This window comes from Streptomyces sp. NPDC085900 (assembly GCF_044540925.1).
In the GTDB taxonomy this organism is placed as follows: domain Bacteria; phylum Actinomycetota; class Actinomycetes; order Streptomycetales; family Streptomycetaceae; genus Streptomyces; species Streptomyces gilvifuscus.
Window position 1 is genome coordinate 228,241 of record NZ_JBITSP010000008.1, and the last position, 24,999, is coordinate 253,239.

Annotated in this window: 23 protein-coding genes and 2 pseudogenes; 7 read left to right on the forward strand and 18 right to left on the reverse strand. The window is 68.3% G+C overall.

From position 1 onward, the window contains the following. Window positions 1–5 precede the first annotated feature (5 nt). A pseudogene (locus ACIGDI_RS27495) lies at window positions 6–1,124 on the forward strand (IS630 family transposase); the annotation flags it as partial. 310 nt (window positions 1,125–1,434) lie between these two features. Continuing rightward, on the forward strand, window positions 1,435–1,848 hold the full coding sequence (locus tag ACIGDI_RS27500) for a hypothetical protein (protein ID WP_399901762.1): 414 nt from the start codon (window positions 1,435–1,437) through the stop codon (window positions 1,846–1,848). Window positions 1,849–1,924: 76 nt separating this feature from the next. Here the strand turns inward: ACIGDI_RS27500 and ACIGDI_RS27505 are convergent, their stop codons facing one another. After that, entirely contained in the window at window positions 1,925–2,386 is a 462-nt protein-coding gene (locus tag ACIGDI_RS27505; protein ID WP_399901765.1) for a hypothetical protein, read from the reverse strand. Window positions 2,387–2,924: 538 nt separating this feature from the next. Then, window positions 2,925–3,773 carry a hypothetical protein gene (locus ACIGDI_RS27510; protein WP_399901768.1) on the reverse strand — a complete coding sequence of 283 codons (849 nt, stop codon included), beginning with the start codon at window positions 3,771–3,773 and terminating at the stop codon, window positions 2,925–2,927. A gap of 711 nt (window positions 3,774–4,484) precedes the next feature. Here ACIGDI_RS27510 and ACIGDI_RS27515 point away from each other — a divergent pair. Continuing rightward, the gene (locus tag ACIGDI_RS27515) at window positions 4,485–5,111 is read left to right on the forward strand and encodes a TetR/AcrR family transcriptional regulator (RefSeq protein ID WP_399902248.1); all 627 of its coding nucleotides are present in this window, start codon (window positions 4,485–4,487) and stop codon (window positions 5,109–5,111) included. A gap of 197 nt (window positions 5,112–5,308) precedes the next feature. Here ACIGDI_RS27515 and ACIGDI_RS27520 read toward each other — a convergent pair whose 3' ends face one another. The 5 genes from ACIGDI_RS27520 to ACIGDI_RS27540 are packed head-to-tail and all read right to left on the reverse strand — an operon-like array spanning window position 5,309 to window position 9,977. Next, window positions 5,309–6,220, reverse strand: coding sequence for an amidohydrolase family protein (locus tag ACIGDI_RS27520; RefSeq protein ID WP_399902251.1), 912 nt, complete (start codon window positions 6,218–6,220; stop codon window positions 5,309–5,311). A 3-nt stretch (window positions 6,221–6,223) separates the two neighbouring features. Continuing rightward, the gene (locus tag ACIGDI_RS27525) at window positions 6,224–6,634 is read right to left on the reverse strand and encodes a hypothetical protein (RefSeq protein ID WP_399901771.1); all 411 of its coding nucleotides are present in this window, start codon (window positions 6,632–6,634) and stop codon (window positions 6,224–6,226) included. After that, window positions 6,631–8,223 carry an FAD-dependent oxidoreductase gene (locus tag ACIGDI_RS27530; RefSeq protein WP_399901774.1) on the reverse strand — a complete coding sequence of 531 codons (1,593 nt, stop codon included), beginning with the start codon at window positions 8,221–8,223 and terminating at the stop codon, window positions 6,631–6,633. The genes ACIGDI_RS27525 and ACIGDI_RS27530 overlap by 4 nt, the downstream gene beginning before the upstream one ends. Beyond that, a complete protein-coding gene (locus tag ACIGDI_RS27535; protein WP_399902254.1) occupies window positions 8,220–9,125 on the reverse strand; it encodes an alpha/beta fold hydrolase in 906 nt (301 codons plus the stop codon). The genes ACIGDI_RS27530 and ACIGDI_RS27535 overlap by 4 nt, the downstream gene beginning before the upstream one ends. An 18-nt stretch (window positions 9,126–9,143) precedes the next feature. Then, window positions 9,144–9,977 carry an alpha/beta fold hydrolase gene (locus tag ACIGDI_RS27540; RefSeq protein WP_399901777.1) on the reverse strand — a complete coding sequence of 278 codons (834 nt, stop codon included), beginning with the start codon at window positions 9,975–9,977 and terminating at the stop codon, window positions 9,144–9,146. 248 nt (window positions 9,978–10,225) lie between these two features. Here ACIGDI_RS27540 and ACIGDI_RS27545 point away from each other — a divergent pair, with 248 nt between their 5' ends. Then, window positions 10,226–10,720 carry a GNAT family N-acetyltransferase gene (locus ACIGDI_RS27545; protein WP_399901780.1) on the forward strand — a complete coding sequence of 165 codons (495 nt, stop codon included), beginning with the start codon at window positions 10,226–10,228 and terminating at the stop codon, window positions 10,718–10,720. 487 nt (window positions 10,721–11,207) lie between these two features. Here ACIGDI_RS27545 and ACIGDI_RS27550 read toward each other — a convergent pair whose 3' ends face one another. The 5 genes and pseudogenes from ACIGDI_RS27550 to ACIGDI_RS27570 all read right to left on the reverse strand — a co-directional run bounded on the left by ACIGDI_RS27550 (window position 11,208) and on the right by ACIGDI_RS27570 (window position 14,748). Continuing rightward, window positions 11,208–12,158: an expansin EXLX1 family cellulose-binding protein gene (locus ACIGDI_RS27550; protein ID WP_399901782.1), complete on the reverse strand. Its 951-nt coding sequence runs from the start codon at window positions 12,156–12,158 to the stop codon at window positions 11,208–11,210. Between the two features lie 185 nt (window positions 12,159–12,343). Next, window positions 12,344–12,489, reverse strand: a pseudogene (locus tag ACIGDI_RS27555) (substrate-binding domain-containing protein); the annotation flags it as partial. A gap of 57 nt (window positions 12,490–12,546) precedes the next feature. Next, a complete protein-coding gene (locus ACIGDI_RS27560) occupies window positions 12,547–13,704 on the reverse strand; it encodes an NAD(P)/FAD-dependent oxidoreductase (RefSeq protein WP_399901785.1) in 1,158 nt (385 codons plus the stop codon). Further along, window positions 13,701–13,898: a ferredoxin gene (locus tag ACIGDI_RS27565; RefSeq protein WP_399901788.1), complete on the reverse strand. Its 198-nt coding sequence runs from the start codon at window positions 13,896–13,898 to the stop codon at window positions 13,701–13,703. The genes ACIGDI_RS27560 and ACIGDI_RS27565 overlap by 4 nt, the downstream gene beginning before the upstream one ends. Before the next feature lie 40 nt (window positions 13,899–13,938). Continuing rightward, on the reverse strand, window positions 13,939–14,748 hold the full coding sequence (locus ACIGDI_RS27570; RefSeq protein WP_399901791.1) for a cytochrome P450: 810 nt from the start codon (window positions 14,746–14,748) through the stop codon (window positions 13,939–13,941). A 1,401-nt stretch (window positions 14,749–16,149) separates the two neighbouring features. Between ACIGDI_RS27570 and ACIGDI_RS27575 the strand changes: the two genes are divergently transcribed. Next, window positions 16,150–17,259, forward strand: a complete 1,110-nt coding sequence (locus ACIGDI_RS27575) for an epoxide hydrolase family protein (protein ID WP_399901794.1) — start codon at window positions 16,150–16,152, stop codon at window positions 17,257–17,259. A gap of 103 nt (window positions 17,260–17,362) precedes the next feature. Here ACIGDI_RS27575 and ACIGDI_RS27580 read toward each other — a convergent pair whose 3' ends face one another. Together ACIGDI_RS27580 and ACIGDI_RS27585 are read right to left on the reverse strand one after the other, a co-directional pair. Further along, the gene (locus tag ACIGDI_RS27580) at window positions 17,363–19,192 is read right to left on the reverse strand and encodes an alkyl/aryl-sulfatase (protein WP_399901797.1); all 1,830 of its coding nucleotides are present in this window, start codon (window positions 19,190–19,192) and stop codon (window positions 17,363–17,365) included. Between the two features lie 221 nt (window positions 19,193–19,413). Continuing rightward, window positions 19,414–19,974 carry a carboxymuconolactone decarboxylase family protein gene (locus ACIGDI_RS27585; protein WP_399901799.1) on the reverse strand — a complete coding sequence of 187 codons (561 nt, stop codon included), beginning with the start codon at window positions 19,972–19,974 and terminating at the stop codon, window positions 19,414–19,416. On the opposite strand from ACIGDI_RS27585, the gene ACIGDI_RS27590 reads away from it, so the two are divergent. Then, window positions 19,964–20,227 (forward strand): hypothetical protein, encoded by a 264-nt coding sequence (locus ACIGDI_RS27590; RefSeq protein WP_399901802.1) that lies wholly within the window; start codon window positions 19,964–19,966, stop codon window positions 20,225–20,227. The genes ACIGDI_RS27585 and ACIGDI_RS27590 overlap by 11 nt on opposite strands. Window positions 20,228–20,369: 142 nt before the next feature. Here the strand turns inward: ACIGDI_RS27590 and ACIGDI_RS27595 are convergent, their stop codons facing one another. Together ACIGDI_RS27595 and ACIGDI_RS27600 are read right to left on the reverse strand one after the other, a co-directional pair. Continuing rightward, window positions 20,370–21,122, reverse strand: a complete 753-nt coding sequence (locus ACIGDI_RS27595; RefSeq protein WP_399901805.1) for a class I SAM-dependent methyltransferase — start codon at window positions 21,120–21,122, stop codon at window positions 20,370–20,372. Between the two features lie 469 nt (window positions 21,123–21,591). After that, on the reverse strand, window positions 21,592–22,014 hold the full coding sequence (locus tag ACIGDI_RS27600) for an Hsp20/alpha crystallin family protein (RefSeq protein WP_399901808.1): 423 nt from the start codon (window positions 22,012–22,014) through the stop codon (window positions 21,592–21,594). 357 nt (window positions 22,015–22,371) lie between these two features. Here ACIGDI_RS27600 and ACIGDI_RS27605 point away from each other — a divergent pair, with 357 nt between their 5' ends. Then, a complete protein-coding gene (locus ACIGDI_RS27605; protein WP_399901811.1) occupies window positions 22,372–22,794 on the forward strand; it encodes an Hsp20/alpha crystallin family protein in 423 nt (140 codons plus the stop codon). A gap of 78 nt (window positions 22,795–22,872) precedes the next feature. Here the strand turns inward: ACIGDI_RS27605 and ACIGDI_RS27610 are convergent, their stop codons facing one another. Beyond that, window positions 22,873–23,967: a glutamate--cysteine ligase gene (locus tag ACIGDI_RS27610; protein ID WP_399901814.1), complete on the reverse strand. Its 1,095-nt coding sequence runs from the start codon at window positions 23,965–23,967 to the stop codon at window positions 22,873–22,875. A gap of 484 nt (window positions 23,968–24,451) precedes the next feature. Then, window positions 24,452–24,967, reverse strand: a complete 516-nt coding sequence (locus ACIGDI_RS27615; RefSeq protein WP_399901817.1) for a TspO/MBR family protein — start codon at window positions 24,965–24,967, stop codon at window positions 24,452–24,454. Between the last annotated feature and the right edge of the window lie 32 nt (window positions 24,968–24,999).

Here is a 24,999-nt window from a genome sequence, read left to right on the forward strand (position 1 = left end):
GTTGTGTGACTTCTGCTGCTGGTGCGTCAGTTCCCCGTCGGGGCCCGAAGCTGGAACCGCTGCTGCTGTGTGACGACGAGCGGGCGGAGTTGGAAAGATGGACGCGTCGGGCGACATCGGCCCAGGCCCTGGCCCTGCGGGCCCGGATCGTGCTGGCCTGTGCGGGACCGGAAGTACCGCCGATCGTCGCGGTCGCCCGGGATCTTCAGGTCACCGCGGACACCGTCCGCAAGTGGCGGCGGCGCTTCCTGGCCGAGCGGCTGGACGGGCTGGCCGACGAGCCCAGGCCGGGCCGGCCGCCCACGATCAGCGTCGATCAGGTGGAGGCGGTGGTGGTCACCACGCTGGAACAGCTGCCGAAGAACGCCACCCACTGGTCGCGGAAATCGATGGCCGAGCACAGTGGCCTGTCGAAGTCGACCGTCGGCCGGATCTGGCGGCAGTTCCAGCTCAAGCCGCATCTGGCCAACACCTTCAAGCTGTCGACGGACCCGTTGTTCGTGGAGACGGTCTACGACGTCGTCGGTTTGTATTTCGACCCGCCCGAGGGGGCGGTGGTGCTGTCGGTGGACGAGAAGTCGCAGATCCAGGCCCTGGACCGGTCCCAGCCGGTGCTGCCGATAATGCCGGGCATGCCCGAGCGGCGCACCCGTGACTACGTCCGCAACGGCCTGACCACCTTGTTCGCCGTCTTCGACATCGCCACGGGTGAGGTCATCACCGCCCTGCACCGCCGGCACCGGGCGGTGGAGTTCAAGAAGTTCCTGATCCGGATCGACAAGACGGTGCCCGCCCACCTGCAGGTCCATCTGATCGTGGACAACCACGGCACCCACAAGACACCCGCGATCAGGGCCTGGCTCGCCAAACACCCCAGGTTCGAGCTGCACTTCACTCCGACCGGCTCGTCCTGGATCAACCAGGTCGAGCGGTGGTTCGGCTACCTCGCCCACCAGATGATCCGCCGCGGCGCACACAAGACCATCCATGCCCTGGAAGCCGACATCCGGGCCTGGGTCAAAGACTGGAACGACAACCCCAAGCCGTTCATCTGGACCAAGACCGCCGAAGAGACCCTCGACTCCCTCGCCCGCCTCTGCCGACGAATCTCTGGCGCAGGACACCAGCTCAGCGCCGCACCGCCGGAGGGGCGGGGTCGCTCAGTCGGCCGGGCGTCGGCCGGACCCGGCAAAGACCGTGCGCGTAGCCACGTGGGATTTCCGGACTGGGCGTGGTCACGGGCGCGGTCATGTCGAGCAGCGTCATGGCGTCGTGGTCGGGTGTGCCGGGGTCGGCGGTGTAGACGCCGATGCGCTGGCCGGGTGCGCCTTCGAGCTGCATGGACTGGGAGGCGAGTGTGATCGTGCCGACGCGGCAGCCCTGCTCGCGTGGGCTCACACGGCCTGCGCCCTCGGGTCGCTCGGGGGCGCCGGAGTGCGTTCCGTCAATGCCTGGGACTTCGCGGAGCAGGATCTGCCGGACCGCGGCGGTACGGCCGTGTGGACCTGTGCCCGCGCCGACACCTGGAGCCGACCAGGGGACGTGACGGTGACCCTGCGTACGGGCAGGGAGCCGTCGGCCCGCACGGTTGCCCGGGCGCGGTCGACCGCTGCCTGCAGCCGATTCGGTCAGAACATCGCCGCGACGACGGGCAGCCGGTCACCGACCGGTCACTGGTTCGTGCTGTCGGCCGTCAGCAGGGCGGTGACCCGGCTGACGGTGAGCGGGGACGTGACGGCCACGAGGCAGGGGCGAACCCTGGACCTGCCTGCGACCCGCAGGCCACGAACCCACGTTCGGGCCACGCCGGCCACGGGAGGACAACTGAACGCCTTCGAGTCGCAGTGAGCGAGAAGTGGCGGGGGGCCTTCCCCGATCGGTGCGTCGCAGCTTGACCACGGCAGGCCTGCCGGATCATCGAGCACTAAATATGGATGAGGATCTGCTGTAGGGGATGCCCGAGCGCGTCCGTGAGCGTGGCCAGTTCGTCGGCGGTCAGCCATGAGCGGTTCGGATACAGGACCTCGATGCGAAACCGTGCGAATCCCATCGGCCAGTCGTACACCAGCTCGTTGAGCGACGTCTCACCGTCACAACAGGGAACTGTCACCACGAGCGTGCGGAAGCCCTCGTCGTAACGTTGCGAGACGGCCTCGGCCCACCAGTCGGGAGCACACTCTGCGCCGCAGCGCGGACAGAAGATCCTCTTGAGATTGGAACCACACCAGACCACTTCGACACTGTCATTCCATTTGGCTTCCAGACCACGGCGGGCATCGTCGTCGGGAAGCATCCCCGACAACGCGGCCGCAGCACGATCCGCCGCGTCCCTGTCGGGCTGCCAGTACGGATCGGTCGGAATCACCGTCAGGTAGTTGTCACTCATCGGCCCGCATCCCCGTTCCCCCAAGAGGTGCTCGCTGACCAACCCGGCAAACCTAGCCGGTCACAGGCGCTGTTCCGGAAGGACTTCGCGCCCCCACCGGTCGGCGTCCTCGAAGACGGTGAACGTCACCGCGCGTCCGTGGCTCCTCATCTCCTCGCCGATGGCGCGCCGGCTGATGAGCTTCAGGGCGAGGGCCGCTGGTGCCCGCCGGGTTGTACGGCGAAGCGACGGATGCCCAGATGCTCACCCGGCCGCAGGGGAGCGGCCGCCTCCACGAGGTCCCAGACCGCTGCTGACGACGGGGTCCTCCGCGCGGTCCTCGGGAAGCGGTGCGTCCAGCCGCAGGATGGCCATGAACGACACGGGCGCGGGGGAGCCCGCGTAGCGCTGGACGCGGAAGGCCTCCGGCCGGCGGCGCACGCAGTGCCCGACTGCGGCCGCCGCCCCTTCCGAGGGCCGGTGACGGGAGCAGGGGTACGGTGGTCAGCCATGCCCATGCCCGTGTCCAGGTTAATGGTCGGTGGGCGCCCCGAACCGCTTACCTGACGTCGACGAAGTCGCCGGGCGCCGTTGCGGCGGCGGTGGTGGTGGTGCCGGCGAAGACGTAGCGGTAGTAGCCGTCGACCGTGGCCTTGGTGGTGGTCTTCAGGAGGCCGGTGCTGTTGGTCTTGACCGTCTTGAGTGTGGTGTAGGTGTTGCTGCCCTTCTTGCGGAACTGAAGCTTCGCGGGCTGGGACACGTAGCCCGCATACTTGCCCGTCGACCAGTTCGCGCGGGCGAGCTTGCCCGTGACCGTGATGGTCTTGCCCTTCTTGACCGGTTCGGGCGTGGCGTTGACGGTCAGCGTGGACGCCTTTTTGATCGCGGTGGTGGTGACGTCGTCGTTGTAGCTGGCGTTCGCGTACAGGTCCCAGGCGCCCAGGAACAGCTTCCAGGTCCCGGCCACTCCGTTGTCCTTCATGTCAGTGGCGGGCTGGATGTTGAAGACGGCCTTGCAGGTATAGGTGCCCTGGGTCGCCGTCTCCGTGCAGTTGGGGTTGTCGTCCGTGCCCAGGCCGCCGGTGATGCCATCTGTGGTCGAACTGTCGGTGCCCTGCCACAGGAAGGCCTCGGTGAGGGCGACACCGTTCTGGTCCGTAGCGGTGTACGTGACGGTGACGGACTTGGTGCCAGTGGTGCCGAGGACGATGTCCTTGCCGCCGTTGATGACAGCGTGCGAGAACTTGGTGTTGCCCAACGAGTCCTGCGATTGAACGGACTTCGAGGCGAAGGAACTGAGCTTCCCTGCCGCACCTGTCCGCTCCGCTGCCTGGGCGGCCACCGGAAGAGCGAGCGCGGACAGAAGGGCGGCACCGGAAACTACGGCGGCCGCAAGGCGTATACGCATGATTCCCCCATGGGAAAGTGAGAGGCCCGTCCAAGTCCCCCCTTGGCCAGGCCTGTTGATCCCGGCATCATATGAACATTGTTGGGGAACAGTGAAGATCTTTCTGTAAGAAGAGGTCGTTTTCACCTTTAGTGCAGCGGTATTTCCGCATTGCGCCCGCTGATGTGGCACCAGTGGGGGTGGCCGCGGGGGCGACCGGGGCGCTGGACGGCCGCCCTGCCGTCGTCGCCAGCGGCGACCGAACCCGAGTGGATGTGGGACGCAAGCACAGGGCAGCAGATCGGTGCATACGCCTTTCCCTCACGGATCAGGGGACTGAGGGTCGCGTCCGAGGGGCGGCTGGTGGTCGGCTTCTGTGCGGACAGAGCGGTCTTGACCCATCGCTACTGACCTTGCTCGCGCGATATGTGCCGCAATGGTGTCCCGTCGCCATATGGTGTTAGTCGATCAAGCAAGCGGAGCGTGCAGGTCGCGCTGCTGACCGCCGTTGGCGGCGACATTGCCTACGCGTTCGACGCTGAGGAGGACACCGGCTTCGTCCCCGCACGGCAGGGCCAGCCCGTTCACCCGCCTCGTCCAATCGGCGATCTTCATATCGGAAACGGTGTCGCTGTTATGGTGCCGTCCGAGGAGGTGGGAGGTTTGGCGGCAGCGTCTGATTCCGCCCGAGCGGGCACGCCTTCGGCTCGGCGTTCCCCGGGGCGGCCGCCCGTGCCTTTGGAGCGCATCGTCGCGACCGCATTGCAGATCGTGGACGAGGAGGGCTCCGACGCCCTCTCGATGCGCACCCTGGCCCAGCGTCTGGGCTCGGGTACGGCTACGTTGTACCGGCACTTCGACAACCGGGCAGACCTGGTCGCCCACGTCGTGGACCGCGTGTTCGGCGTCGTGGAGATGAACGGCGGCGAACTCCTCGCCATGGGCTGGGAGCAGGCGCTGCGCACGGTCGCGACCACCATGTTCGACGCCCTGGCTCAGCACCGTAACGCCGCCCGGCTGATGGTCGAGCAGGTTCCTCTGGGGCCGAACGCCATGGCATTGCGAGAGCACTGTGTCGCGGTGCTGCTGAACAGTGGCTTCCCGCCGCGGGTTGCCGCGTACGTGTACGCGACCCTGGCCCGCTACGTCCTGGGGTTCGCCGTGCAAGCCGAGCGGAACCGTGGGGCGGGACAGCCCGATGGCGCGCAGGTGGCGGCCGTCTTCGGAGGCGTCGATCCGGACCTGTACCCGGCGACCGTCACCGTTGCCGAGGTGATGCCGATTCCGCTCGGCGACGAGTTCTCCTTCGGCCTCGATCTTCTTCTCAGCGGGCTGGCCCACCTGCGCGACCAGCTCTGACCACGTGCCCGGGGCGACTCGCGCAGAGCCATCGCGCTCTTCGGTGCCGCCGTCACGCTCGTCTCCTCGACTGTGAACAGGAGCCCAGACGGTCTTGCCGGTGCGCCACTGCCCGCGGGGTGAGCCGAATGTGGCCCATGCCACTCGGTCCACGTCTTCGAGCACGCCTGTTCCGGCTCGTCGGTGACTTTGCGGTGTCAGGCAAGTGAGCCCGCGGGCTGGATGCTGCGTAGCAGCCGTTCTCCGGACTCACGGAGCCGATCCTTGACCTCTTCGAGGCCGGTTGCGAGCAGGGCGTGATCGCGCTTGCGCCAGCTCCCGGCGACCAGCACAGCTTCGATGTTGGCGATGTCGGCGTGCAGGACCGTGGCGACCGGGTCGTGCGCCGGCCACAGGTTCAGGGCCCGGGCATCGACGGCGACCAGGTCGGCCTGCATGCCTACCGCGATCCGGCCCACCCGGTCGGCCAGGCCCAGCGCCCTGGCCCCTTCGACGGTGGCCCAGGCCAGTGCCTGTTTGGCCGTGACCGAAACAGTATGTGCGTACGTCCCAGTCGCCTGCCGGTGCCGGGCGTGGTCCAGACTGCGTTGATGGGCCAGGGCGATGCGTGCGGCGGTGGGCACGTTGCCGGGCACGGCGGTGTCGATGTCCGTACCCAATGACGGCGCAGCACCGTTGCGCAGCAGTGGGTCGGTGATGGGCGTGCCGTGCCCCTGACCCAATTCGTTTTCCGGGGTGCTGGTGAAGGTGGCGCCCGCCTCGACGAGCGTCTTGATCCAGTCGTCGGGCAGGTCGGCTCCGTGGACGATGTTGGTCAGCGGACCGAACAGCCCTGCGGCGCGCAGGGCTTGCCAGCCGGGTGAGGGCTCTCCACCGCTCTGGTGTGTCGAGATGACGAGACCGCGTTCCGCGCCGGCCCGGAAGTCGGTCATCGCGGTCTCGGGTGAGGAGTACTGAGGACCCTGGAGTGCCATGCCCAGAGTGAGGAGTCCGTTCCCCCTGGCGGGGCCGTCGAGCAGCCGGTCGATCTCGGCGAGTGGGTGGGGAATGTCCGGCGACCGATAGGGGGTGCCGTGCAGGAAGACTGTGCGGATCCCGGTCTGGAGCAGTCCCTAAACGGCCGCGTCGGCGTGTTCGGGGGACAGGGCGTTGTGACACCAGTCGCCGAGGGTGGTCGTACCGCAGTTGATCTGGTTCAGTGCCCCCGCGAGATTGCTGATGTGCATGTCGTCCGGGGTGTAGTGCCTGACGCACTCGCCGTGGAGATGAGTGAGGTACTGCAGCAGCGTCCAGTCGGCGCCGGCGGAGCGCAGAGCCGTTTGCCAGGTGTGCAGGTGGGCGTTGACCAGGCCGGGGATGACGATGCGACCGGAGAAGTCGACGACTTCGGCATCGGGCGCCTCGATACTCTCCTCGACGGCCGCGATGCGGTCGCCGTCGACGAGGACATCGAGGTGTTCGGCGTCGGGCCGGTCAGGCGCCATCGTGATGACCTGCGCTCCGCGGAGCAGTAGGAGGCTCATGCGGTGGCCTCCCGAGCGGGGGCGACGTGGGGCGGCTGGGACATGGTGCGGCTCCTTGCCCATGGCGTCATGGCACGTGCGGCGGACTGTGCGGTGGTGAGGAAGTTCGTAGTGGCGATGTGCCCGATGTAGCCGTCGGGGCGGATCAGTAGCAGCGTGTCGCCCTTCAGGCCATAGGCACGCCTCAAGGTGTTCGCGGAGTCGGAAAAGGTGAGGGCGTCGGCGGCGGCAGTCCCCACGGTCAGTCGCTCCAGCGGGGCGCCCGCGGTGGGCCACGCGAGTTGTCCGAGGCTACGGGCGGCTTCGGGGCCGTAGGCGATGGCGGTGAAGTGCGGCCCGCGGAAGATGTCGAACAGCCGCGTCGCCACGCGGTCGGCGCTGAGCAGTTCGGCGTCCGGGGCGCGGTCGCCCACGCGCAGTGTCGAGGTACGCATGCCGTGGACGGGGGCGAGCGGGCCGCCGTAGTAGGTCAGGGAGAGTTGCTGCTCGTCCTTGCCTCGCTTCATGCTCGACGGGTCGAGCTTGGCGATGCCTGCCCACTTCGCCGTGGACAGTCCCAGGACTCCGGCGGCGATCGGCTGCCGCTCGGCCTCGTAGGTGTCCAGCAGTGTCCCGTCCGCCCCGGCGAGGACCTGGGCGAGCTTCCAGCCGAGGTTGTAACCGTCCTGCAGACCGGTGTTCAGGCCCTGGGCTCCGGCCGGGGTGTGGACGTGCGCGGCGTCACCGGCCAGGAAGACCCGTCCCCGCCGGTAGCTCTCCGCCAGACGGATGTTGGGCCGAAACACCGACGTCCAGTGAATGTCGTGCAGCTGAATTCGCCTGTCGCGGGTGTGGTCGTGGATCCGGCGGACGATCTCGTCCCCCTTCGACGGCGGCTCCTCGTTCGGCGCGAGGCGGATCATCCACTGGAACAAGTCGCTGTGGGGGAGCGGGCAGGCGCCGATGAATCCGCCGCCCGGGCCACGCCACATGTGCCACCAGTTGCGGGCCAGGCCGGTCACCGACGCATCGACGATGAGCATTCGGTCGCTCTCGTGCGTCGTCCCGACGAAACCGACACCGAGCTGCTTGCGCACCGCACTGGAACCACCATCGGCACCCACGACGTAGCGGGCGACGATGTCCTGCGTACCGTCCGTACCCGCCACCCTGGCGACGACCGTGTCCTCACCCTGGGTCAGCTCCGTCAGCTCACGGCCTGACTCGACCTCCCGTCCGAGCCGGCTCAGCCGGGCGCGCAGTGCGCGGTCCGTGCGGAACTGAGGGATCAGCCAGGTGTTCGGGTACGGGACGTCCGCGGTCGCCTCCTTGTGGGGGAACATCTTCCAGGGCACGGCGAGCGGTCCCGCGTGCAGCCCGAGCTTGGGGTAGGTGCTGCCACCGGCCAGCACGTCGTCGAGGACACCGAGGTCTTCGAGGACTTCGAGGCTGCGGGGCTGCAGGCCCTTGGCGCGGGAGCCGTCGAAGGCGTGGGGCGACCTGTCGATGATCCGGACGTCGCATCCCCGGCGTACGAGGTCGATCGCCAGGGCGGCGCCTGTAGGGCCTGCACCGACGATCAGCGCGTCGATGACGTGCGGGTTGTTCACGAGCCGAGCCTTTCGCCGTGTGCGGCTACGAACGGGGCGATCTGGTCGGCGACGTCCTGGGGCCGTTCGTACGGGGCCATGTGGCCACATTCCGGGATCACGTGGTACTGCTGGGGTTTGAGCAGGGCACGTGCCGTGTCGAATTGGAGCAGCGGCGTGACCTCGTCCTGGTCGCCCCACAGCAGCAGGGTCGGGATGCCCAGCGTCCCCGTTCTCTGGAAGAGGTCGTCCCGACCGGAGACCGGCAGATGCTGCAGTGTGTCGAAGACCGCGTGGAGCGAGCCTTCAAAGCGCTGGGCGTCGAGAACCATCTCCGCCAGTTGCGCACCGAGTTGGGGGTCGTGGACGTTGTGGCCGAGGTGCTCCTGAAGTATCCGGCGGCCGCGTCGCCGGGCGACGAGGCCCGCCAGCAGGTCGCTGCGCAGGATCCGGTGGGGGGAGGTCAACTGCGGTTTTGCGAGACCGGCGGGGCCGACGACGGTCAGAGTGGAGACCGAGGTGCGGTGCTGGGTCGCGTAGGTCATGCCAACCAGTGCGCCCATGGAGGTGCCGACGAGGTGCAGCGGACGTGTGGCCAGGCCGAGTCGGTGCGTCAGCTCGGTCAACTGCCGCGCGAACAGCGTCTCGTTGTAGCACGCCCGTATCCGGTCCGAGTAGCCGCGGCCGTACCCGCTGAACGTCAGGGTCCGCAGGCCGCGTGCGTTGAGCTCGGTGACGAGGCCGTCCCAGTAGAACAGCGGGATGGTCAGTCCGCCGGCCATCACGACGACCTCCCCGTCCCCTGGGCCTGTCAGCTCGTAGTGCGTGACGCCGTCGGATAGCTCGATGAAGCTGCCGCGCAGGGCGTGGCGTGTGTCGGGGGTGAGCCGGCGGTTCTCGCCCACTGCGATGAAGTACTTGATGGGACGGCCCTCCTGGGCTCAGTTCGTGGGGGTGTCGGGGGAGGAGCCGAGGAACTTTGCGATCGCGTCTGCGACCCACTGCGGTTCCTCTTCTGGCAGCAGGTGACCGCCGTGGGGATGGACGTGCTCCTGGGCCCCCGGAATGTCGCGGGCGAAGTGCTGGCCGCCGATGCCCGCGCTGCGCAGCACGAGCGTGGGTACGGCGACGCGGCCGATCTGCGCGCTACGGTCGGGCTGTTCGGTGTTGCAGAAGTCGATGAAGGCCGTGCGGTTGCCTTGCCGGCTCATGAGCTGGTGGGCCCGCTCCACCATGGCGTCGTCCACGATCGTGGAGCGTGGGCCGACGCTCGAGCGCAGACTGCGCGCGATGGCGGCGCGCGGCATCACCCGTCGCAACAGGGGGCGCAGCAGCGGGTTGCGGGTCAGGCGCATGCCCGCCGGCATCTCCTTCTCCGGGTATCCGGTGGCGTTGACCAGCACCAGGCCGCTCAGCCGCTTCGGGTGATCCAGTGCGAGGTTCCATGCGATGTTGCCGCCCAGGGAGTTGCCGGCCACCGCGTAGCGCGACACACCCAGAGTCTGCAGGAAGGTCGCCACGGCGGTGGCGTAGGTCGGGATGCGGTAGTCCCGGTCCGCGCGAGGGCCCGTCAGGCCGGCTCCCGGGAGGTCGGGGCGAATCACCTCGAACCGTTCAGACAGCAGCGCCGCCACATCGTCGAAGTGCTGAAGCGACGACGCGCTGCCGTGCAGGAGCACGAGCGCCGGACCGTGACCAGCGCGTTTGTAGTGGATCCGCAGGTCGTCCACCACGACGAACCGGGAATCGGACTGCGGCTCAGACCAGGTACTCATAATGGATACACTGTTGCCGATAAGTGGTCGTGTCAAGTGCATGTCCTATTGCGCTACGGCCGTGGTGGTCGGCAGTGTTGCTGTGGAACGTATGGGCGCCTGTCCTTGGCCGGGCCTGCCGACAGACGGCAGGGGGTGTCCGTGACAGGTTCTGTCGGCCCCGCCCGTGGCTCCGGCAAGTTGTTTTGGCCCACCCCGATCGGGTGGGTTCAATTTTGGGGTGGAGCGAGATGGATGGATCGACGCGTATGGATCTCCTTCCATTTGCCGATGCTCACGCCGTCACGGTGGCGGGCTGGCCGACTTCTGTCGACGAGGTCGTCATGTGGTGCGGGCGGAAGGAGTTCCCCGTAGACGTACAGACGATCATTGATTGGCAGCGGGACGACGACGTGCGGGCCCAAGTCCTCGTGGAGGGTGAGAAGGTCGTCGGTTACGGTGAGTTGTGGTTCGACGCTGAGGAAGACGCGGTCGAGCTCGCCCGGATCGTCATCGCGCCCGACCGTCGCGGGAAGGGACTCGGTCGCGTGCTGGTGCGGGGGCTTCTCGCGCACGCCATCGGGGTGGGCTTTTCCGACGTCTTCATGCGCGTTCATCCAGACAATGAGAAAGCTTTGCGCTGTTATCGGGGGCCGGGTTCATGCCGGTCGACACCGGTCTGGCCGAGAGCTGGAATGCGGCTCAGCCGGTCGACTATGTCTGGCTTCAGGGTGATACGGAAGCTCCGGTCAGCTGAGCTCTGAGGCCTGGAGGCCGGGGTAACCGGCATACACCCGGCGCCTGTTCACGCTCGGTGCACTGTTCGCAGTCGGCCAGGATGCGACGGTAGGTGGGGATCCGCGCCCGGACCAGGGCCGGACAGGGGCAGGAGCACCAACTGTCGGCAGCCCCTGTCTGCGAGACAGGGCGATCGACGTGATGCTTCGCCTTTTCGACCTTGCGGCAAGAGGGGCGGGGCGCATGGCAGGCGCCAGGCGGCAGGGGCCCACGGCTTGCCAGAGTGCTGGTCTCCGTCTGCGATCAGCGAGACGGGCCTTCGCAGGCCCGTTGACGTCTGTGTCTCCAACTGACTCAGCCACTGCGCGACTGCTCGTCGGCGTCCATGGAGATCACCTTGATCAGCGGTTTCGACTTCCCCTCGCCATCAGCACGGCGGTCGCACTGAAGTCTGTGCGACCGCCAACGCAAGACGCCACTTCGGGACCGTAGGCAGCGCTGACGGTGCTGAGATCAGTGCTGGGCGAACTGGGCCCGCGTCCGTTGTACGACGTTCGGCAGGACCGCGAGTCCGCTGACGGTCAGCTGTTCGCCATAGAGGTCGGTGACTCTGATCGCCTTGCCGCAGCCCTTGCCGTCGGCGGAGATGAAGTAGTTGAAGCTGGTGCGGGGCAACTCCCGCCAGCCGCCCTCGGTGCGGACCTCAAGCCGTGCGACGGGGTTGCGGTGACCGATGACCTGGATGCCGCACCAGTAGGCGCTGGATCCGGTCTTGTACCGGATGGACATCGTGCCGATGGAGGTGGGGCTCACCAAGCTCCAGGTGATGGGAAGCCGGCCGACCTTGAGGTCGGCGAGCTTGACGAAGGCCTGTTGGCTGAGGTCGATCTGCCCGGGTGCGCAGGGCAGAGGGCATTCATTGGTGATCCGTACTGTGATCGACTTGCCGTTGGCCGCGCGGACGAGCACGTACGCGCCGCAGGCTCTGGAGGTCTGATAGTCGGTGGTGTTCATCGCCGCGATCATCATGTCCGGGCTCGGGCCGAACAGGCACGCCCCGTCCCCGACACCGGCCTCGTAGGCGGTCGCGACGCCCTGGTACGAGGTATCGGGCCGGATCCGCCCTGCCGCCGGGGGCGTGCTCGGGCCGCGCGTCGCCTTTTGTGGGCTCTTCGCAGAGGGCTTCGCCGCCTTGGGGCTCGCGGTGGTCTTCGGGCTGGTCGAGGCGCTCGGACTCGGACTTGACGACCGGCCCGGCGTCGCGCCGACGGCCGCCGAGCCGGCGGCCTTTGGCTGGGCGGTCACGAGTGGGGTGGCTGCAGCCGGCCCCGCGTCGACCTTGTGGCCAGGGAGCAGCGCCATGACCAGGGCCGCGAGAACGCCTGCTGCGGTGACCGCCATTGTGGTGCCCAGCACGACTCTGCGTCTGCGTCTGCGCTGCCGTGCGGCCTGCCTCGTCGTCATGATTTCTTGTCCGTTCGGGATCGAGCCGATGGTGCACTGGCCAGTGGCCGCCCACGGCGAAAAGGTTGCCGACGACTTTTGCGGGGCCCAGGTGCGCGGACTGGCACGCGTACGAGCGGGTCTTCAGGCCGGGAGCGCTTACGAGCCCTGGGCGGTCAAGTCCGGGTGCAGAGCGACGGGTGTGCTCAGGCCGATTCGCGCACGACCAGCGTGGTCCGGAGGATGACGTGGCGGTAGGCCACGGACGGCGCTCCTCCATGTCCTCCGGGAGCAGCCGGATCATGGCCTGGCCCATCTCCTCAAGCGGTTGACGCACCGTCGTGAGCCGTGGCTATGTGCGCTCCAGGCATCTTCTGGCAGTCGACGTCACCAAGCTCGAATGTCACCGTCACGGTGACGGCGGCAACGACGTGGCGGCCAAGGCCCGTAGCGCGGCGACCGGTTTACGCAGTCCGTAGGCGACCACCGTCGACGTTCCGTCAGCGTGGCTCCAGGACAAAACTGCGCGTCCGTCGGCCACGCTGCCTTGCGCCGTGGTCGGTTCACCGAGGAGCGGCAGACGGCCGACGATCTTGACGGTGACACCGGTGACCTCGGTCCAGAAGTAGTCGTCCTGCGCTGATTCCGACGGAGGAAGACCGAGTGCCGAGGCCGCCGCGATCCTGCCCTGGGCGACGGCGTTGGACCAGAAGGGCGCACGCCGGTCGGGCCGTGTGCCGTGGCCACGGAGGTAGGTGATATCACCGGCGGCGAACACACCGGGCACGCTCGTTGTGCAGGCATGGTCGATGCCGACGCCGAGGCGGCCCGCGAGGCCAGTCCCTGTCAGCCAGCCGACGCACGGTACTTCCCCGGCGCAGGTGACCACCAGGTCCGCGGTGAGTTCGGTGCCGTCCGGGAGCGCTACGCCGTTCACGGGGTCACCGGTCAGCGTGGCGAAGCCGGTCGCCTGTACGAAGCGGGTGCCGTGTCTGGCGGCGCGAGCGGTGATCTCGGCGGACAGGTAGTCGCCGAGGATGCGTTGCAGCGGAGGATCGGCGTCTACGACGGTCACCGGGATACCGCGGGCGGCGCAGGCGCTGGCCACCTCCATGCCGAGGAAACCGGCGCCGACCACGATCGCCGAACCGGCGTCCGCCAGGCGGGCGCGGAGCAGGCGGGCGTCATCCAGGGTGCGCAGGACGAGTTCGCCCCGCTGCCCGGGGGCGGCGAGCCGGCGGGCGTCCGCGCCGGTGGCGATGATCAGCGCGTCATAGCCGATCTGGCGGCCGTCGGCAGTGGTGACGGCGTTCTGGCGGGTGTCGGCGGCGACGGCGGGCGAGCGGATGACGTCGGCGTCAAGGCCATCAAGGACCAGGCCGAGGGTCTGGTCGGCGGATGGGTCCCTAAGAATCACTTTTGACAGGGGCGGGCGGGAGTACGCGCCGTGCTCCTCGGCACCGACAAGTGTGACCGGTCCGGCGTAGCCGAGGGTACGCAGGTGGCGGGCGGCAGTGATGCCGGCGAGTGACTCGCCGGCGATGAGCACCGAGCGCGGTGCGCTCACTGCAGGACTCGCAAGGCGGCGACCGGGCAGGCGTGGAGGGCCGCGCGAGCGGCGGGCTGCCGCTCGTCGGGGACGTCGGTGCCCTCGAAGCGGTAGGTGAGTTCGGCGTCGTCGTCCAGGCTGAAGACGTCAGGGGCCTGGTCGGCGCACAGGCCGTGGCCTTCGCAGCGTGGATGGTCGACGGAGATCTTCATGGTGCTGTCCTCAGCTGTCCTCGAACGGGTGAGCGGCGGTTCAGGCGGCGATGAGTTCGAGCGGCAGGCGCTCGAGGCGGTGGATGACGTTGTTCAGGGCCCACTCGGGTGGGCCGGTCACCTCGATGCGCTCGATGCGGTCGACCAAGGCGCGCAGGATCGCAGAGGTCTCCATGCGCGCCAGGCCCTGGCCGGCGCAGCCGTGGGTGCCCTGCCCGAAGCCCAGTTGGCGGGCGGCGTCGCGGCGGATGTCGAAGGTGTCCGGCTCGTCCCACTCCAGCGGGTCGCGGTTGGCGGAGCCGTAAAGGACCAGCACCCGGGAGCCCCTGGGGATCGGCATGCCGGCCAGTTCCGTGTCGTAGGCGGCCGTCCGGGAGAAGGCCCGGATCGGGGATTCGTAGCGGACGACCTCATTGACCGCCTTCGGGATGAGCTCCGGGTTTGCCTTCAACAGGCGCCACTGTTGGGGGTGGATGGCGAACAAATACAGGGCACTTGAGATGGCGCCGATGGTGGTGTCCAGGGAGGGTGCCAGGTAGTCGATCATCATCGTGACGCACTCAGCCGGCATGATCCGGCCCTCGTCGGCGGCTCGCAGCAGGTCGTGGCCCATGCTGCCGTCCAACACGGACCGGTCGCGCACGACACCGCGCGCGTAGCGCAGCATGCCGAGGGAGGCGGGAAGTGCGCGGGCCGCCTGGCAGTTGAGCGGACCCATGGCGTCGAAGGTGGCGCCCGCCCAGCGCAGGAGGTGCTCACGGCCCTGACGGGGCCAGCCGACCAGGTCGGGGACGACGGACATGGGCAGCGCCGTGGCGATCTCGACGGCATCGACCGTCCGGCGGGCCACAGCGTCCTCCACGATGGCGGCGGCCTGGTGGTCGTGGTGTCCTTCATTGTGCGCAGCGCCCTGGGAGTAAGGCGGTGCGCGAGGAGAGAGCGGCGACGGGCGTGGTCCTGACCGCCGCTGAACAACGTGGTGCCCTGACCCACGCGGTTGGCGACGGGGTTGAGGGCGACGCCGCCGGAGGAGACGAAGGTGTCGTCGTCCAGGAGTACTTGCTTGCACTCGGCGTAGCGCGGCAGGGCGTGGATCTTGTGCTTGCTCAGGTGCACTACGGGGCCGAGTTCACGCAATGCGGCGTAGTGCGGATAGGTGTCGCGGATGGCCGAGGCCGAGTACAGATCGGGGTGGTAGACGGGGATCTCCGTACGCACGGGCATGAGGAGCCCTCCTGAAGGAGCCGTAAGGGAGCGGAGGCAGGGCGGGGCACTTAGGTGGGGGCTGGCGCGTCCATGGACAGCTGACGGGAGCGCGGCCTGGATGGTGTTCGCTCCACAGCCGTTGCGCGAAGACGGGCGGCGTCCGCGCAACAGCGCCGTATTGATGAAATAATCAACCTTGATGGAAGGGAGGGCCAAGGGTTAAGCCGGAACCAAATCGATGAAATCATCAGAACTGCCGGTGCTCCCCTGCGTGTCGGGCCGGCGGGCGCCTTGGCCGGGTGACCGACCCGGCCGCACACGCACACCCTGACCTTCAGCCCATCCGGCGCCAGCTACGAGACGGACGGTGGCCCCGAGGCGCCGGGGTGCTTCCCACGCTCAGCTCGGCCCACGTCCTGCCTTGTCGAGGTGTCCAGGACGGCACCCTGACCGAGCCGCAAAGCCCGCAGCAGCGCTGGGATCGGCATGCCGTGCGCCGGCCGGCGTGCGCGTCCCAACTGTCGACGGGACGCCGGCAGGAGGCTCGTGAGCCATCGGGCATCAGCCGCCTCCCGCTCGACGCGGTTGCACACTCCGGGCGGGGCGGTCAGCCAGCGGCGATCGTCACTCCGGCACATGCCATCCTCGTCAGGGCCGGTACGGCGGCGGGCAGGGCTCGCACGGGCGGGTCGCCGTGGCGCATGTGGACCACCGGGCAGCCAGCATGAGCACAGCCAGCCCGGCAGCGGCGGCCATGCCGAGCGGAGCCAAGGCCAGGCCGGGCAGCAGACCGGCGGCTCAGGCGACCTCCAGTGCGCGGGCTCGGCCCATTCGCGTGCGCGATCGGCCCGTCGTCTCCGCAACGCCGGCACCGGGGACGTCGGATTCGCCATCCCCGTCACCAACACGGGCCGCCGACAGGGCACCGAGGTGGTCCAGCTCTGTGCCGCTCCGCCGCGGCAGCCACGTTTGAGGGCCCGGCGCAGTGGCAGAGCAAGATTGACGCCGCAAACGCGGGAAGACCCCCAGTGAAGGAACCTCAGGCATGGCCGGCCCTGAACACCCTCCGCCCGCCGTCGAACAGGCGGTCCTCGACGACCTGCGCTCAAGGCTTCGAGCCTACCGACGCGTGGATCTCCCCCACGGTTTCGGCTGGGAACGAGGGGTGGACGCAGACTACCTCTCCGAATTGGTCGAGTACTGGGCGGAGTCCTACGACTGGCAGGAGCATCAGGCAAGGATTCGAAGTCTGCCGTGGGCCCTCACAGGGGGCGGCGGCACGCCCGTACGCAGCGTGCACATGCGCTCAATGGACCCCGAAGCGGTAGCCGTTGTGTTGCTTCACGGCTGGCCTGACTCCGTTCTGCGATTCGAAAAGGTTCTTCCGCTGCTGTCGGACCTGCATCTGGTGGTGCCCGCGCTGCCCGGCTTTCCGTTCGCTGCACCCATCGCTAAAAGAGGAATGTCGGCAACGGCGATGGCCGAAGCCGTCTCGCGGGCGATGAGCGAACTCGGCTACGACCGATATGTCATCTCTGCCGGTGACGTGGGATGCGATGTCGCCGAGGCCCTTGCCGCGTCACATCCCGAACAGGTCATGGCCCTGCACCTCACCGATGTCTCGCAGTACCACTTCCTCATGGACCCGCCGCAGGATCTTTCCGAGGCGGAGCGTGCCTACGTCAGCCACGGCCATCGTTGGCAGGCGAGAGAGGGTGGCTACATGCACGAGCAATCGACCAAGCCGCACACGCTGGCCGTCGGCCTCGGAGACTCCCCTGCAGGGCTTGCCGCGTGGCTTGTGGAGAAACTGCGCACATGGACCGACTGTGACGGTGACGTCGAAAACGTCTTCACCCGGGACCAGTTGCTCACCTGGATCACCGCGTACTGGATCAGCGGTGCGATCGGCACGTCCTTCACCCCGTACGCGGAGAGCGGACCGAAACCAGTGGGACGCGTCAACGTACCCACAGCCTTCACGATTTTTCCTCAGGACCTCGTCAACGCGCCACGTGAGTTCGCCGGCCGCTTCTTCGACGTCCGATCCTGGACCGAGCACCCGACCGGCGGGCACTTCGCAGCATGGGAATGCCCGGACGAGTACGCAGCGGGGGTCCGCGCAGCCGTGAACCTCGCATCCGCGTCGTCGTAGCCGAGTCCGGGCATTGAGTCTGACGTCGCCGCCGAGCAGCGCAGTGGTCAGGGCGCCTGGCCCCGGCAGCCAGGGACGGCCGGGGCGCACGGCGTGCCGGTGGTCACGGCGTGACGATGGCGAAGTCGGAGTCGGGCGTGTCCAGCAGGCCGACGAGGGTGGCGAAGACCCGCGTGTCCCCTTCGACCTGCACGCCCTCCAGCCCTCCGCCGGCCAGGACGCCGAGGAGTTGCGGCTTGGTCAGGGTCAGAGTGAGGTCGGCGGCCTTGACCGGCCCGCCTGTCTCGGGTGTGGTCTCGGCGCTGCGGTAGGTGAGGGCGCCGTTGGACAGCAGCAGGTGCCAGGTGCGGCCCTCGTCGGTGACGTTCCAGGTCATGGTGAGCGTCAGGTCCCATGCGCGGGGGCCGTCGATGCGGATGGCGAGGGAGTCGATCAGCATGTCGACGGTCAGGGCCATCGCCATCTCGGGGTTGGTGGTGTCCAGCGGGGTGTGGGCGATCGTGCCGCGCAGCTCCTGGGCGCCCATCAGGTAGAAGTTGCGCCAGGGCCCGTTCTCCGCGCCGTACCCGAGTTTCTCGTACACAGTGGCCAGCGCGTTCTTGGCGGCGGTGTCGTCGGGGGCGGCGAAGACCGCGTGTCCCAGCAGCGTCGCGGCGAAGCGCAGGTCCCCTGAGGCGGCGTACTCCTCGCCTTTGGCGACCAGGGCGGGCACGCCGCCGTAGTCGGCGGCGAACCGCTTGGCCTGCTCGACCGGCGGGTGCTCCCACAGGTGGGCCGGGTTGCCGTCGAACCAGCCCATGTAGCGCTGATAGATGGCCTTGGCGTTGTGGCTGACGGAGCCGTAATAGCCGCGGTTGGCCCATCTCCTGGCGATGGCCGGCGGCAGTTCCATCCGCTCGGCGATCTCCAGGCCGGTCAGTCCCTGGTTGGCCATGCGCAGGGTCTGGTCGTGCAGGTAGGCCCACATGTCCCGCTGGCCGCTCAGGTGCTCGACAATGCGATCCTGGCCCCAGGTGGGCCAGTGGTGGGAGGCGAACGCGACCTCGGCCTTGTCACCGAACAGACTGATCGTCTCGCCCAGGTAGTGCGCCCAGATGCGGGTGTCGCGGACCATCGCGCCACGCAGGGTCAGGATGTTGTGCATGTTGTGCGTTGCGTTCTCCGCCATGCACAGGGCGCGCCGGTCGGGGAAGTAGAAGTTCATCTCCGAGGGCGCCTCGGTGTCCGGCGTCATCTGGAAGACGATCCGTACGCCGTCGACGGTCTCCTCCTGGCCGGTGCGGGTGACGTCCAGCGTCGGCGGAACGAGCGTGACCGTGCCCTTGGAGGTCGTCATGCCCAGCCCGGCACCGATGTGCCCGGCGGGCCCCTTGGCCAGTTCGGCGCCGTACATGTAGACCGCGCGGCGGGTCATCGCGCCGCCCGCGTACACGTTCTCGGCGACCGCGTGTTCCAGGAACCGGGCCGGCGCGATAACCGGTACCGGGGCGTGGCCGTGCGGCAGGATCCCGCGGGAGCCGCCGAAGTGATCGCCGTGCGAGTGGGTGTAGATCAGCCCTGTCACGGGCCGGTCGCCTCGGTGCTCGCGGTACAGCGCGAGCGCGGCGGCCGCGGTCTCGGCAGAGATCAGCGGGTCGATGACGATGACGCCGGTGTCGCCCTCGACCAGCGTCATGTTCGACAGGTCCAGGTTGCGGACCTGGTAGATCCCTGCCGTCACCTCGAACAGGCCTTGTTTGTTGCACAGCTGACTCTGCCGCCACAGGCTGGGGTGCGCGGTGTCGGGGCATTCCTCGTCCAGGAACGCATACGCGTCACCGTCCCAGATCACCCGGCCGTCTTCGGCCCGGACGACCGCTGGTGCGAGGGCGGCGATGAAACCTCGATCGGCGTCCTCGAAATCAGACCTGTCGGCGTAATCGAGATCGGTCATAAATAACAAATACCTCAAATAGTATCCACTCGCTCACGGCCGCACCGGACAACGGTGATGCACGGTGTGCTCTCGCGGATGTGCACCGGTACGGCGCCACGACCGAACCGTGACGGTGGCGCGCGCCGGCGCCGATGCTCGTCCAATGCCGAGGCCGAATCGCGAGATGGGGAGTCGCACGCTCATGGGGTCCGAGATCGTCTGATGTGTGGCGGGTGTTGCTACCGCGTCGGGAACGGCGTGCCCCAGCGTTCCTCCTCGATGAGGAGTCCGTTGGCGAGGTAGCTGATGGTTCGGTACCAGCCGATCAGCACGAGGAGTTCGAGTAGCTGAGCGTCCTCGTAGTGCCCGCCGATGGCGTCCCAGGCGGACCGTGAAAGCTGGGCCGTGTCGTGCAGTTCGTCGACTGCGTCGAGCAGTGCCGCATGGCGTGGCAGCCATGCGGCTGCGGCTGCTGCGTGGGTTTCGGTGGTTGCCCGGAGCTGCTCAGGGCTGAGCCCGGCCTGTTGCGCGAGTGTCGCGGCGTGCACGCCCCACTCGTAGGCGCACCCGGTGCGCGCGGTCACGCGGGCGATCACGATCTCGCGGTCGACGGCGGGGAGGAGTCCGTGGCCCAGCAGTCCGGCGCCCAGGACGAACATGCGTGAGGCCAGTTCCGGATTGCGGTGGAGCACTCGGAACAGGGTGAGTGGCTCGTGCGGCACATCGGGAGGCATCCATCGGCGGAGCGCCCGGTCGACGGAAGCGGGGTAGGGCGGGGTGAGTGGTTCGATGCGCGACATGCCGGCCTCCTGCTTCGGTTTTCGAATCACTATGATGCTTCGAAAACAGAAGCGCAAGGAGATGGGCATGGAAGCCGCAGCACCGCGGCCGGGCGTGCCGGTGCCAGGCTCCGAATCGGGTCGTCCGGTCATGGCCGTACTTGATCTGCTCGGGCGGCGCTGGACGATGCGCATCCTGTGGGAAGGAGCCAAGCGCCGGCAGGCCTCCGCGAACTGCAGCGACGATGCGAGCGCATGTCCTCCAGCGTGCTGAGCACACGGCTCGACGAGGTGTCCGGCGGCCGCCTGGTCACCCTGCGCGAGGACGGCTACCACCTCACCCCGCTCGGGCGGGATCTCGTCGAGGCGCTGAGTCCACTCGCCGCCGGCGGCCGACTCAAGGCCTGCCGCTCAGATCAACTGATGCCACGTCGTGCCTTCAAGGCGATCAGCTGGTACTGCGGATCCGGGCGTGCCCTGTCCTGGTCCGGAAGTTCAGCGAGCCGTCGGCATACGTCTGTCACGTGGCCCGCGGTCGCTTGCGAGCACCATGGGATGCGGCACGCTTCGATCGCCTCCCGCCACCTGCGAGGGCTGCGGCCCTGTCCTGTCCCGGGGAACAAGGTGTGCCCTGCGCGATCCAGTCCCCGCTTCGCGGCCCAGCCAAGCACCGAGGCGGAGCCGTCGGGCACTCGAGGAGCGTATTGACGCCGCAACTCCGCCGTGACCTGGGCGATGTCACTGTCCTGGACGAAGTAGGCGTCGTCCTTGTCGACGGTGCTGATCAGCACCCCGCCGGGCCGCAACACCCGGGCCGCCTCGGCGAGTACGGATGCGGGGTCCGGCAGCAGATGCAGCAACCAGACCATCACGACGGCGTCCACCCCGTCCGACGCGACGGGCAGTCGCCTCGCATCGCCGCGCACGACGCCTCCCGGAACCCGCCGCCCGGCAAGGCTCAGCATCCCGGGCGAACGGTCGACGCCCACCACCACCCGCTCCGACCGCAGCAGTCTTCTCGTCACGATGCCCGTGCCGCACGCGATGTCCAGGATCGAGCAGGGTCCTTGCGGCAGCAGCCGTTCCACCGCGGCTGCCGCGGCCAGGGCTCTCGGTTCACCGCCGCGGGCCGCGTCGTAGTTTCGGGCCTCGTCGTCGTAATCGATCACCCGCTCATCCTGACCGAGCGGCTCGCGCGCGGCGCCCCTTCTGCGGAGATCCTTGGAGCGTCATTCGGGACCACACTTCAAAGATGTGAGCATACGGATCTTGGTCTGCCTCTCGGGTTCGAGAGGCGGCCGTGTCTCGTCACGGCCACCTGTCCTGCTCGGCACAGATGTGTGAGCTGCCCCATTGCCGACGCAAACGGCCCGCCCGCACCATGACCGGATCAGCGACGTCCAGGAAGGCGGCTTCTCATGGGTGATCATGTGCATGTGCGGCTCAGTCAGGGGCTGAGCGTGTCGGATGAAGGAGAGCTGATCGAGCACTCCCGCTGCCGATGCGGGGCCACCTTCACCAAGGTCTTCCATCCGAACGGCGGGGAGCCTGAGCGCCCGTCTCACCCGTAAGGTGCACCAGGCCTACAGGGCCCCGGCATGATGCCCGAGGCCCTGCGGTTTTGGTGTCACTGTGGCGTCAGCCGCCCAGTTCCCTGCGGTCGCTGCCGCCGCTGATGGAGATCTTGCGGGGCTTGGCCTGCTCCGCGACCGGGATCCGCAGCTTCAGCACACCGGCCTCGTAGGAAGCCTCGATCTTGTCGGTGTCGAGAGTCTCACCGAGGAACAGTTGGCGACTGAACGTCCCCGCGGGCCGCTCTGTGATCACCGTGCGCGTGTTCTCGCCGTACGCCGGCTTGCGTTCGGCCTTCACCGTCAGGACGTTCCGTTCGACATCGAGGTCGATGGACTCCGGGTCCACGCCCGGCAGGTCCAGCTCCACGAAGAACGTCTCATCCTCACGCCAGGCGTCCAACGGCATGCCCGCCGGGTGTGCGGCTGTGCCCCAGACCCTGTCGAAGAGCCGGTCAAGCTCACGGAAGGGATCCGTACGCATCAGCATCTTTCAACCCTCCTTGATGTCCAACTCGCGTCCCTCGCTCTCCTTCTGATGTACCACTACTCGGCAAAGTTGACAACTCAGGACTCAACTTTCTTCGAGTGTTCTTGGCGGAGACTCGCCGCAGCCAGGCCCACGACGGCCCCTCCAGGCATCCCGTCGCGCTGGCCGGGGACGCCCGCCAGGGCTGTCGGCGCAACCGAACCATCGCATCCCCGACAGGCCATTGAGTCCTCTGCTATCAACTTCCTGAAGTCGGTACTTGGCAGTTATTCGCCGGGCGGGGTATATGGATAGGCGCACTCAAGCGACGGGCCGCAGTCCTTGTGGGCTGCCCCCCCAGGGAGGGAGAAGTTGAACATGCTTGCGCGTACGGGCGTTCTGGGTGACCTCGACCGGCTCATGCATCAGCTCGCGCATGCCGACGCCTCGATGGACAGCGTCATACCGGCGGATGCCTGGCGTGATGACGAAGCGCTCTACCTGCAGTTCGACCTGCCCGGCATGGACCGCTCCACGATCGAGCTGACCACGGAGCGGCACACGCTGACCCTGAGCGCCGAGCGGCCTTCCCCGATCCCGCCCGACGCTCGGGCCGTACTCAATGAGCGACCCACCGGCCGCTTCACCCGTCGCCTGGCCCTGTCCGACGTCCTGGACACGGCTGCCACGGAGGCGGCCTACGACAATGGCGTCCTCACCCTCCGCATCCCGCTGGCCGCACACGCCAAGCCCCGCAAGATCGCCATCTTGGGCGGCGGACCCAGGCAGCTGACCTCTTGAGAGCCATCTGCTCGCCTGTCCCATCGCGGGCCGACGGAGAATGTATCGGCTCAGCCGGCGTCTCGCGGTGGCGGTGTCTCAGGGCAGGGTGCTCTGGGCGAGGACCAAGGCGGTGACGGCGGGCAGGCCGCCTTCGAGGAGGGCGGCGCGTTGCCGGTCCGCGCCGGTGCCGTCTTGGAGGAGCCGGTGGACCAGGGCCGTCACCTGTCGGCTGTCGCCGGAGGCATCGAGTGCGGGAGCGATATACCGCAGGAGCTCGTACAACATTTCCCCGGCCCGGCGTTGTCGGCCCGCGGGGTCGACCAGGGTGCTGCTCAGCCCGTGGCGGGCGGCATGCCACATGCTCGCCTGCAGCAGTTCCTGGTCGCAGTCGAGCGTGGGAGCTCCGGCGGTCACCTCCGCAAGCGCGGTCTCCACCAGCGCCCGGACGAGGCCCGTGAGCATCACGGCGTCGTCAGCGCGCAGCTGTACGTCCAGGCACCGCACCTCGATGGTGGGATACCGCTCCGAAAGGCGGGCCTGCCAGTACAACTGACCGGTGTCCGAGATCAGACCGCTGTCGAGCAGTTGCTGTACGCGCCGGTCATGGTCGGCGATGTCGGCGAAATGTGGAGGCATTCCGCTGACGGGCCAGCGGCTGAAGATCACGGTGCGCCAGCTGGCGAAGCCGGTGTCGTGGCCGTCCCACAGCGGAGAGTTCGCGGACAGGGCGGTGAGGGTCGGCAGCCACACCCGGATCCGATTCATGATCCGCACGCCGGTCTCCCGGCTGGGGACGCCGACGTGTACATGCATGCCGTTGACCAGCTGCTCCGCCACGAGCTGGGGTGCCTGGGTGAGCATGGCGCGGTAGCGGGCCTGGTCGGTGACGGCCACGGGGTGACCGTGGCGCAGCGGGGGTGTGCCGCAGGCCGCGATCCGACAACCGTGCGCCTCGGCGGCCGTTCCGATGGCGTGCCGCAACCGGTACAGGTGTCCGCCGACCTCGTCCAGAGTGCCGCACACCGAGGTGGCCACCTCCACCTGCGCCTGCAGCAGCTCGCTGTGCACCTCTCGGTCGGACACGAGATGCCCCAGGCCGGCCGCGGCGCGCACTTTGTCCGCCATGGGAACCGGGAGACCCGTGACCGGGTCGAGTAGCAGGTACTCCTCTTCCACACCGATCGTCGTCATCGATCGCCTCGGTTCTGCCTCGTCGGCGGGCTGGACATCAATGCGCCTGGCCGGTGCATCTCACGGCGACGGTTGCCCCGGAGGGGACGGGACCGTCTCGGTGACCGAGTGCCGCAGCCTTTTCGTGGCAAACGCTGGCATATCTCCATCTCCACGAGACGGCGGGCATTTTCCGGGACCCGAGCAAGGAGATTTCGAGGTCCATGGACTTGTCCTCATCCCAGGGACCGGAAGGGCCGGTCGTTTCCCTGGCCAAGCGGACGGCGTCCCTGGTGCGGTCCATGAGGACGGCCACCGGACCGAGTATCGACGCCTTCATTCTCCCCGGCCGGTGTGTGTTCCCGCGAGTGCGCTCAGGCGCTGCTGTCGTTTTCCGTAGGAGTGGGGCGCTGGTGCGTGATCGGGGCGCCGGGGCCCGGGCCGCCACGTGGCGGCCAAGGGCCGGGGCCGTCCGGGGCCCGCGGGTGCTTTCGGGAGGGGACCGTCAGCGCGTGGTGTTCTGCCGGACGAGGGAGGCGTTCAGGGCGGTGGCGAAGGCGCACCATCCCGCGTAGGGCAGGAGGGCACGGCCCGCGGCCGTGTCGGTGCGGGCGGTGCGACGGAGGAGTTGCGCGTTGCTCAGGTTGAGGAGCAGCGTGCCGGCCAGACCGGCCTTGGGGTTGCGCAGACCGAAGAAGAGCCAGTTCCATCCGGCGTTGAGTGCCAGGTTGAGGGCCAGGCTGGTGGCGAGGCGGTTGCGCTCGCGCCGGTCGGGGGCGGTGCCCAGAGCGTGGCCGGCGGCGTAGGCGATCGTGGCGTACAACGGTGTCCAAACGACGCCGAACGCCCACGACGGCGGCTGCCACACGGGCTTGCGCAGGGACCTGTACCAGGCACTGTCGGCATCGACGGCGCCGGCTCCCGCCACGGCCGTGGCGGCCACCGCTACGGCGCTGGCGCCGTAGCGCATCCATGGTCCCGGCGCCCGTCCCGCGCTTCCGCGTTCGCTGATCAGCTTCATGCCGCTACGGGTTCCCGGCGCCACGCAGCGCG

What these genes read in the sequence shown, in the direction of transcription:
- ACIGDI_RS27505 (WP_399901765.1), bottom strand. Translation starts at nt 2,386, where the DNA reads ATGAGTGACAACTACCTGACGGTGATTCCGACCGATCCGTACTGGCAG.
- ACIGDI_RS27510 (WP_399901768.1), bottom strand. Translation starts at nt 3,773, where the DNA reads ATGCGTATACGCCTTGCGGCCGCCGTAGTTTCCGGTGCCGCCCTTCTG.
- ACIGDI_RS27525 (WP_399901771.1), bottom strand. Translation starts at nt 6,634, where the DNA reads ATGAGCCTCCTACTGCTCCGCGGAGCGCAGGTCATCACGATGGCGCCT.
- ACIGDI_RS27540 (WP_399901777.1), bottom strand. Translation starts at nt 9,977, where the DNA reads ATGAGTACCTGGTCTGAGCCGCAGTCCGATTCCCGGTTCGTCGTGGTG.
- ACIGDI_RS27545 (WP_399901780.1), top strand. Translation starts at nt 10,226, where the DNA reads ATGGATCTCCTTCCATTTGCCGATGCTCACGCCGTCACGGTGGCGGGC.
- ACIGDI_RS27550 (WP_399901782.1), bottom strand. Translation starts at nt 12,158, where the DNA reads ATGACGACGAGGCAGGCCGCACGGCAGCGCAGACGCAGACGCAGAGTC.
- ACIGDI_RS27565 (WP_399901788.1), bottom strand. Translation starts at nt 13,898, where the DNA reads ATGAAGATCTCCGTCGACCATCCACGCTGCGAAGGCCACGGCCTGTGC.
- ACIGDI_RS27575 (WP_399901794.1), top strand. Translation starts at nt 16,150, where the DNA reads ATGGCCGGCCCTGAACACCCTCCGCCCGCCGTCGAACAGGCGGTCCTC.
- ACIGDI_RS27580 (WP_399901797.1), bottom strand. Translation starts at nt 19,192, where the DNA reads ATGACCGATCTCGATTACGCCGACAGGTCTGATTTCGAGGACGCCGAT.
- ACIGDI_RS27590 (WP_399901802.1), top strand. Translation starts at nt 19,964, where the DNA reads ATGCGCGACATGCCGGCCTCCTGCTTCGGTTTTCGAATCACTATGATG.
- ACIGDI_RS27585 (WP_399901799.1), bottom strand. Translation starts at nt 19,974, where the DNA reads ATGTCGCGCATCGAACCACTCACCCCGCCCTACCCCGCTTCCGTCGAC.
- ACIGDI_RS27600 (WP_399901808.1), bottom strand. Translation starts at nt 22,014, where the DNA reads ATGCTGATGCGTACGGATCCCTTCCGTGAGCTTGACCGGCTCTTCGAC.
- ACIGDI_RS27605 (WP_399901811.1), top strand. Translation starts at nt 22,372, where the DNA reads ATGCTTGCGCGTACGGGCGTTCTGGGTGACCTCGACCGGCTCATGCAT.
- ACIGDI_RS27610 (WP_399901814.1), bottom strand. Translation starts at nt 23,967, where the DNA reads ATGACGACGATCGGTGTGGAAGAGGAGTACCTGCTACTCGACCCGGTC.
- ACIGDI_RS27615 (WP_399901817.1), bottom strand. Translation starts at nt 24,967, where the DNA reads ATGAAGCTGATCAGCGAACGCGGAAGCGCGGGACGGGCGCCGGGACCA.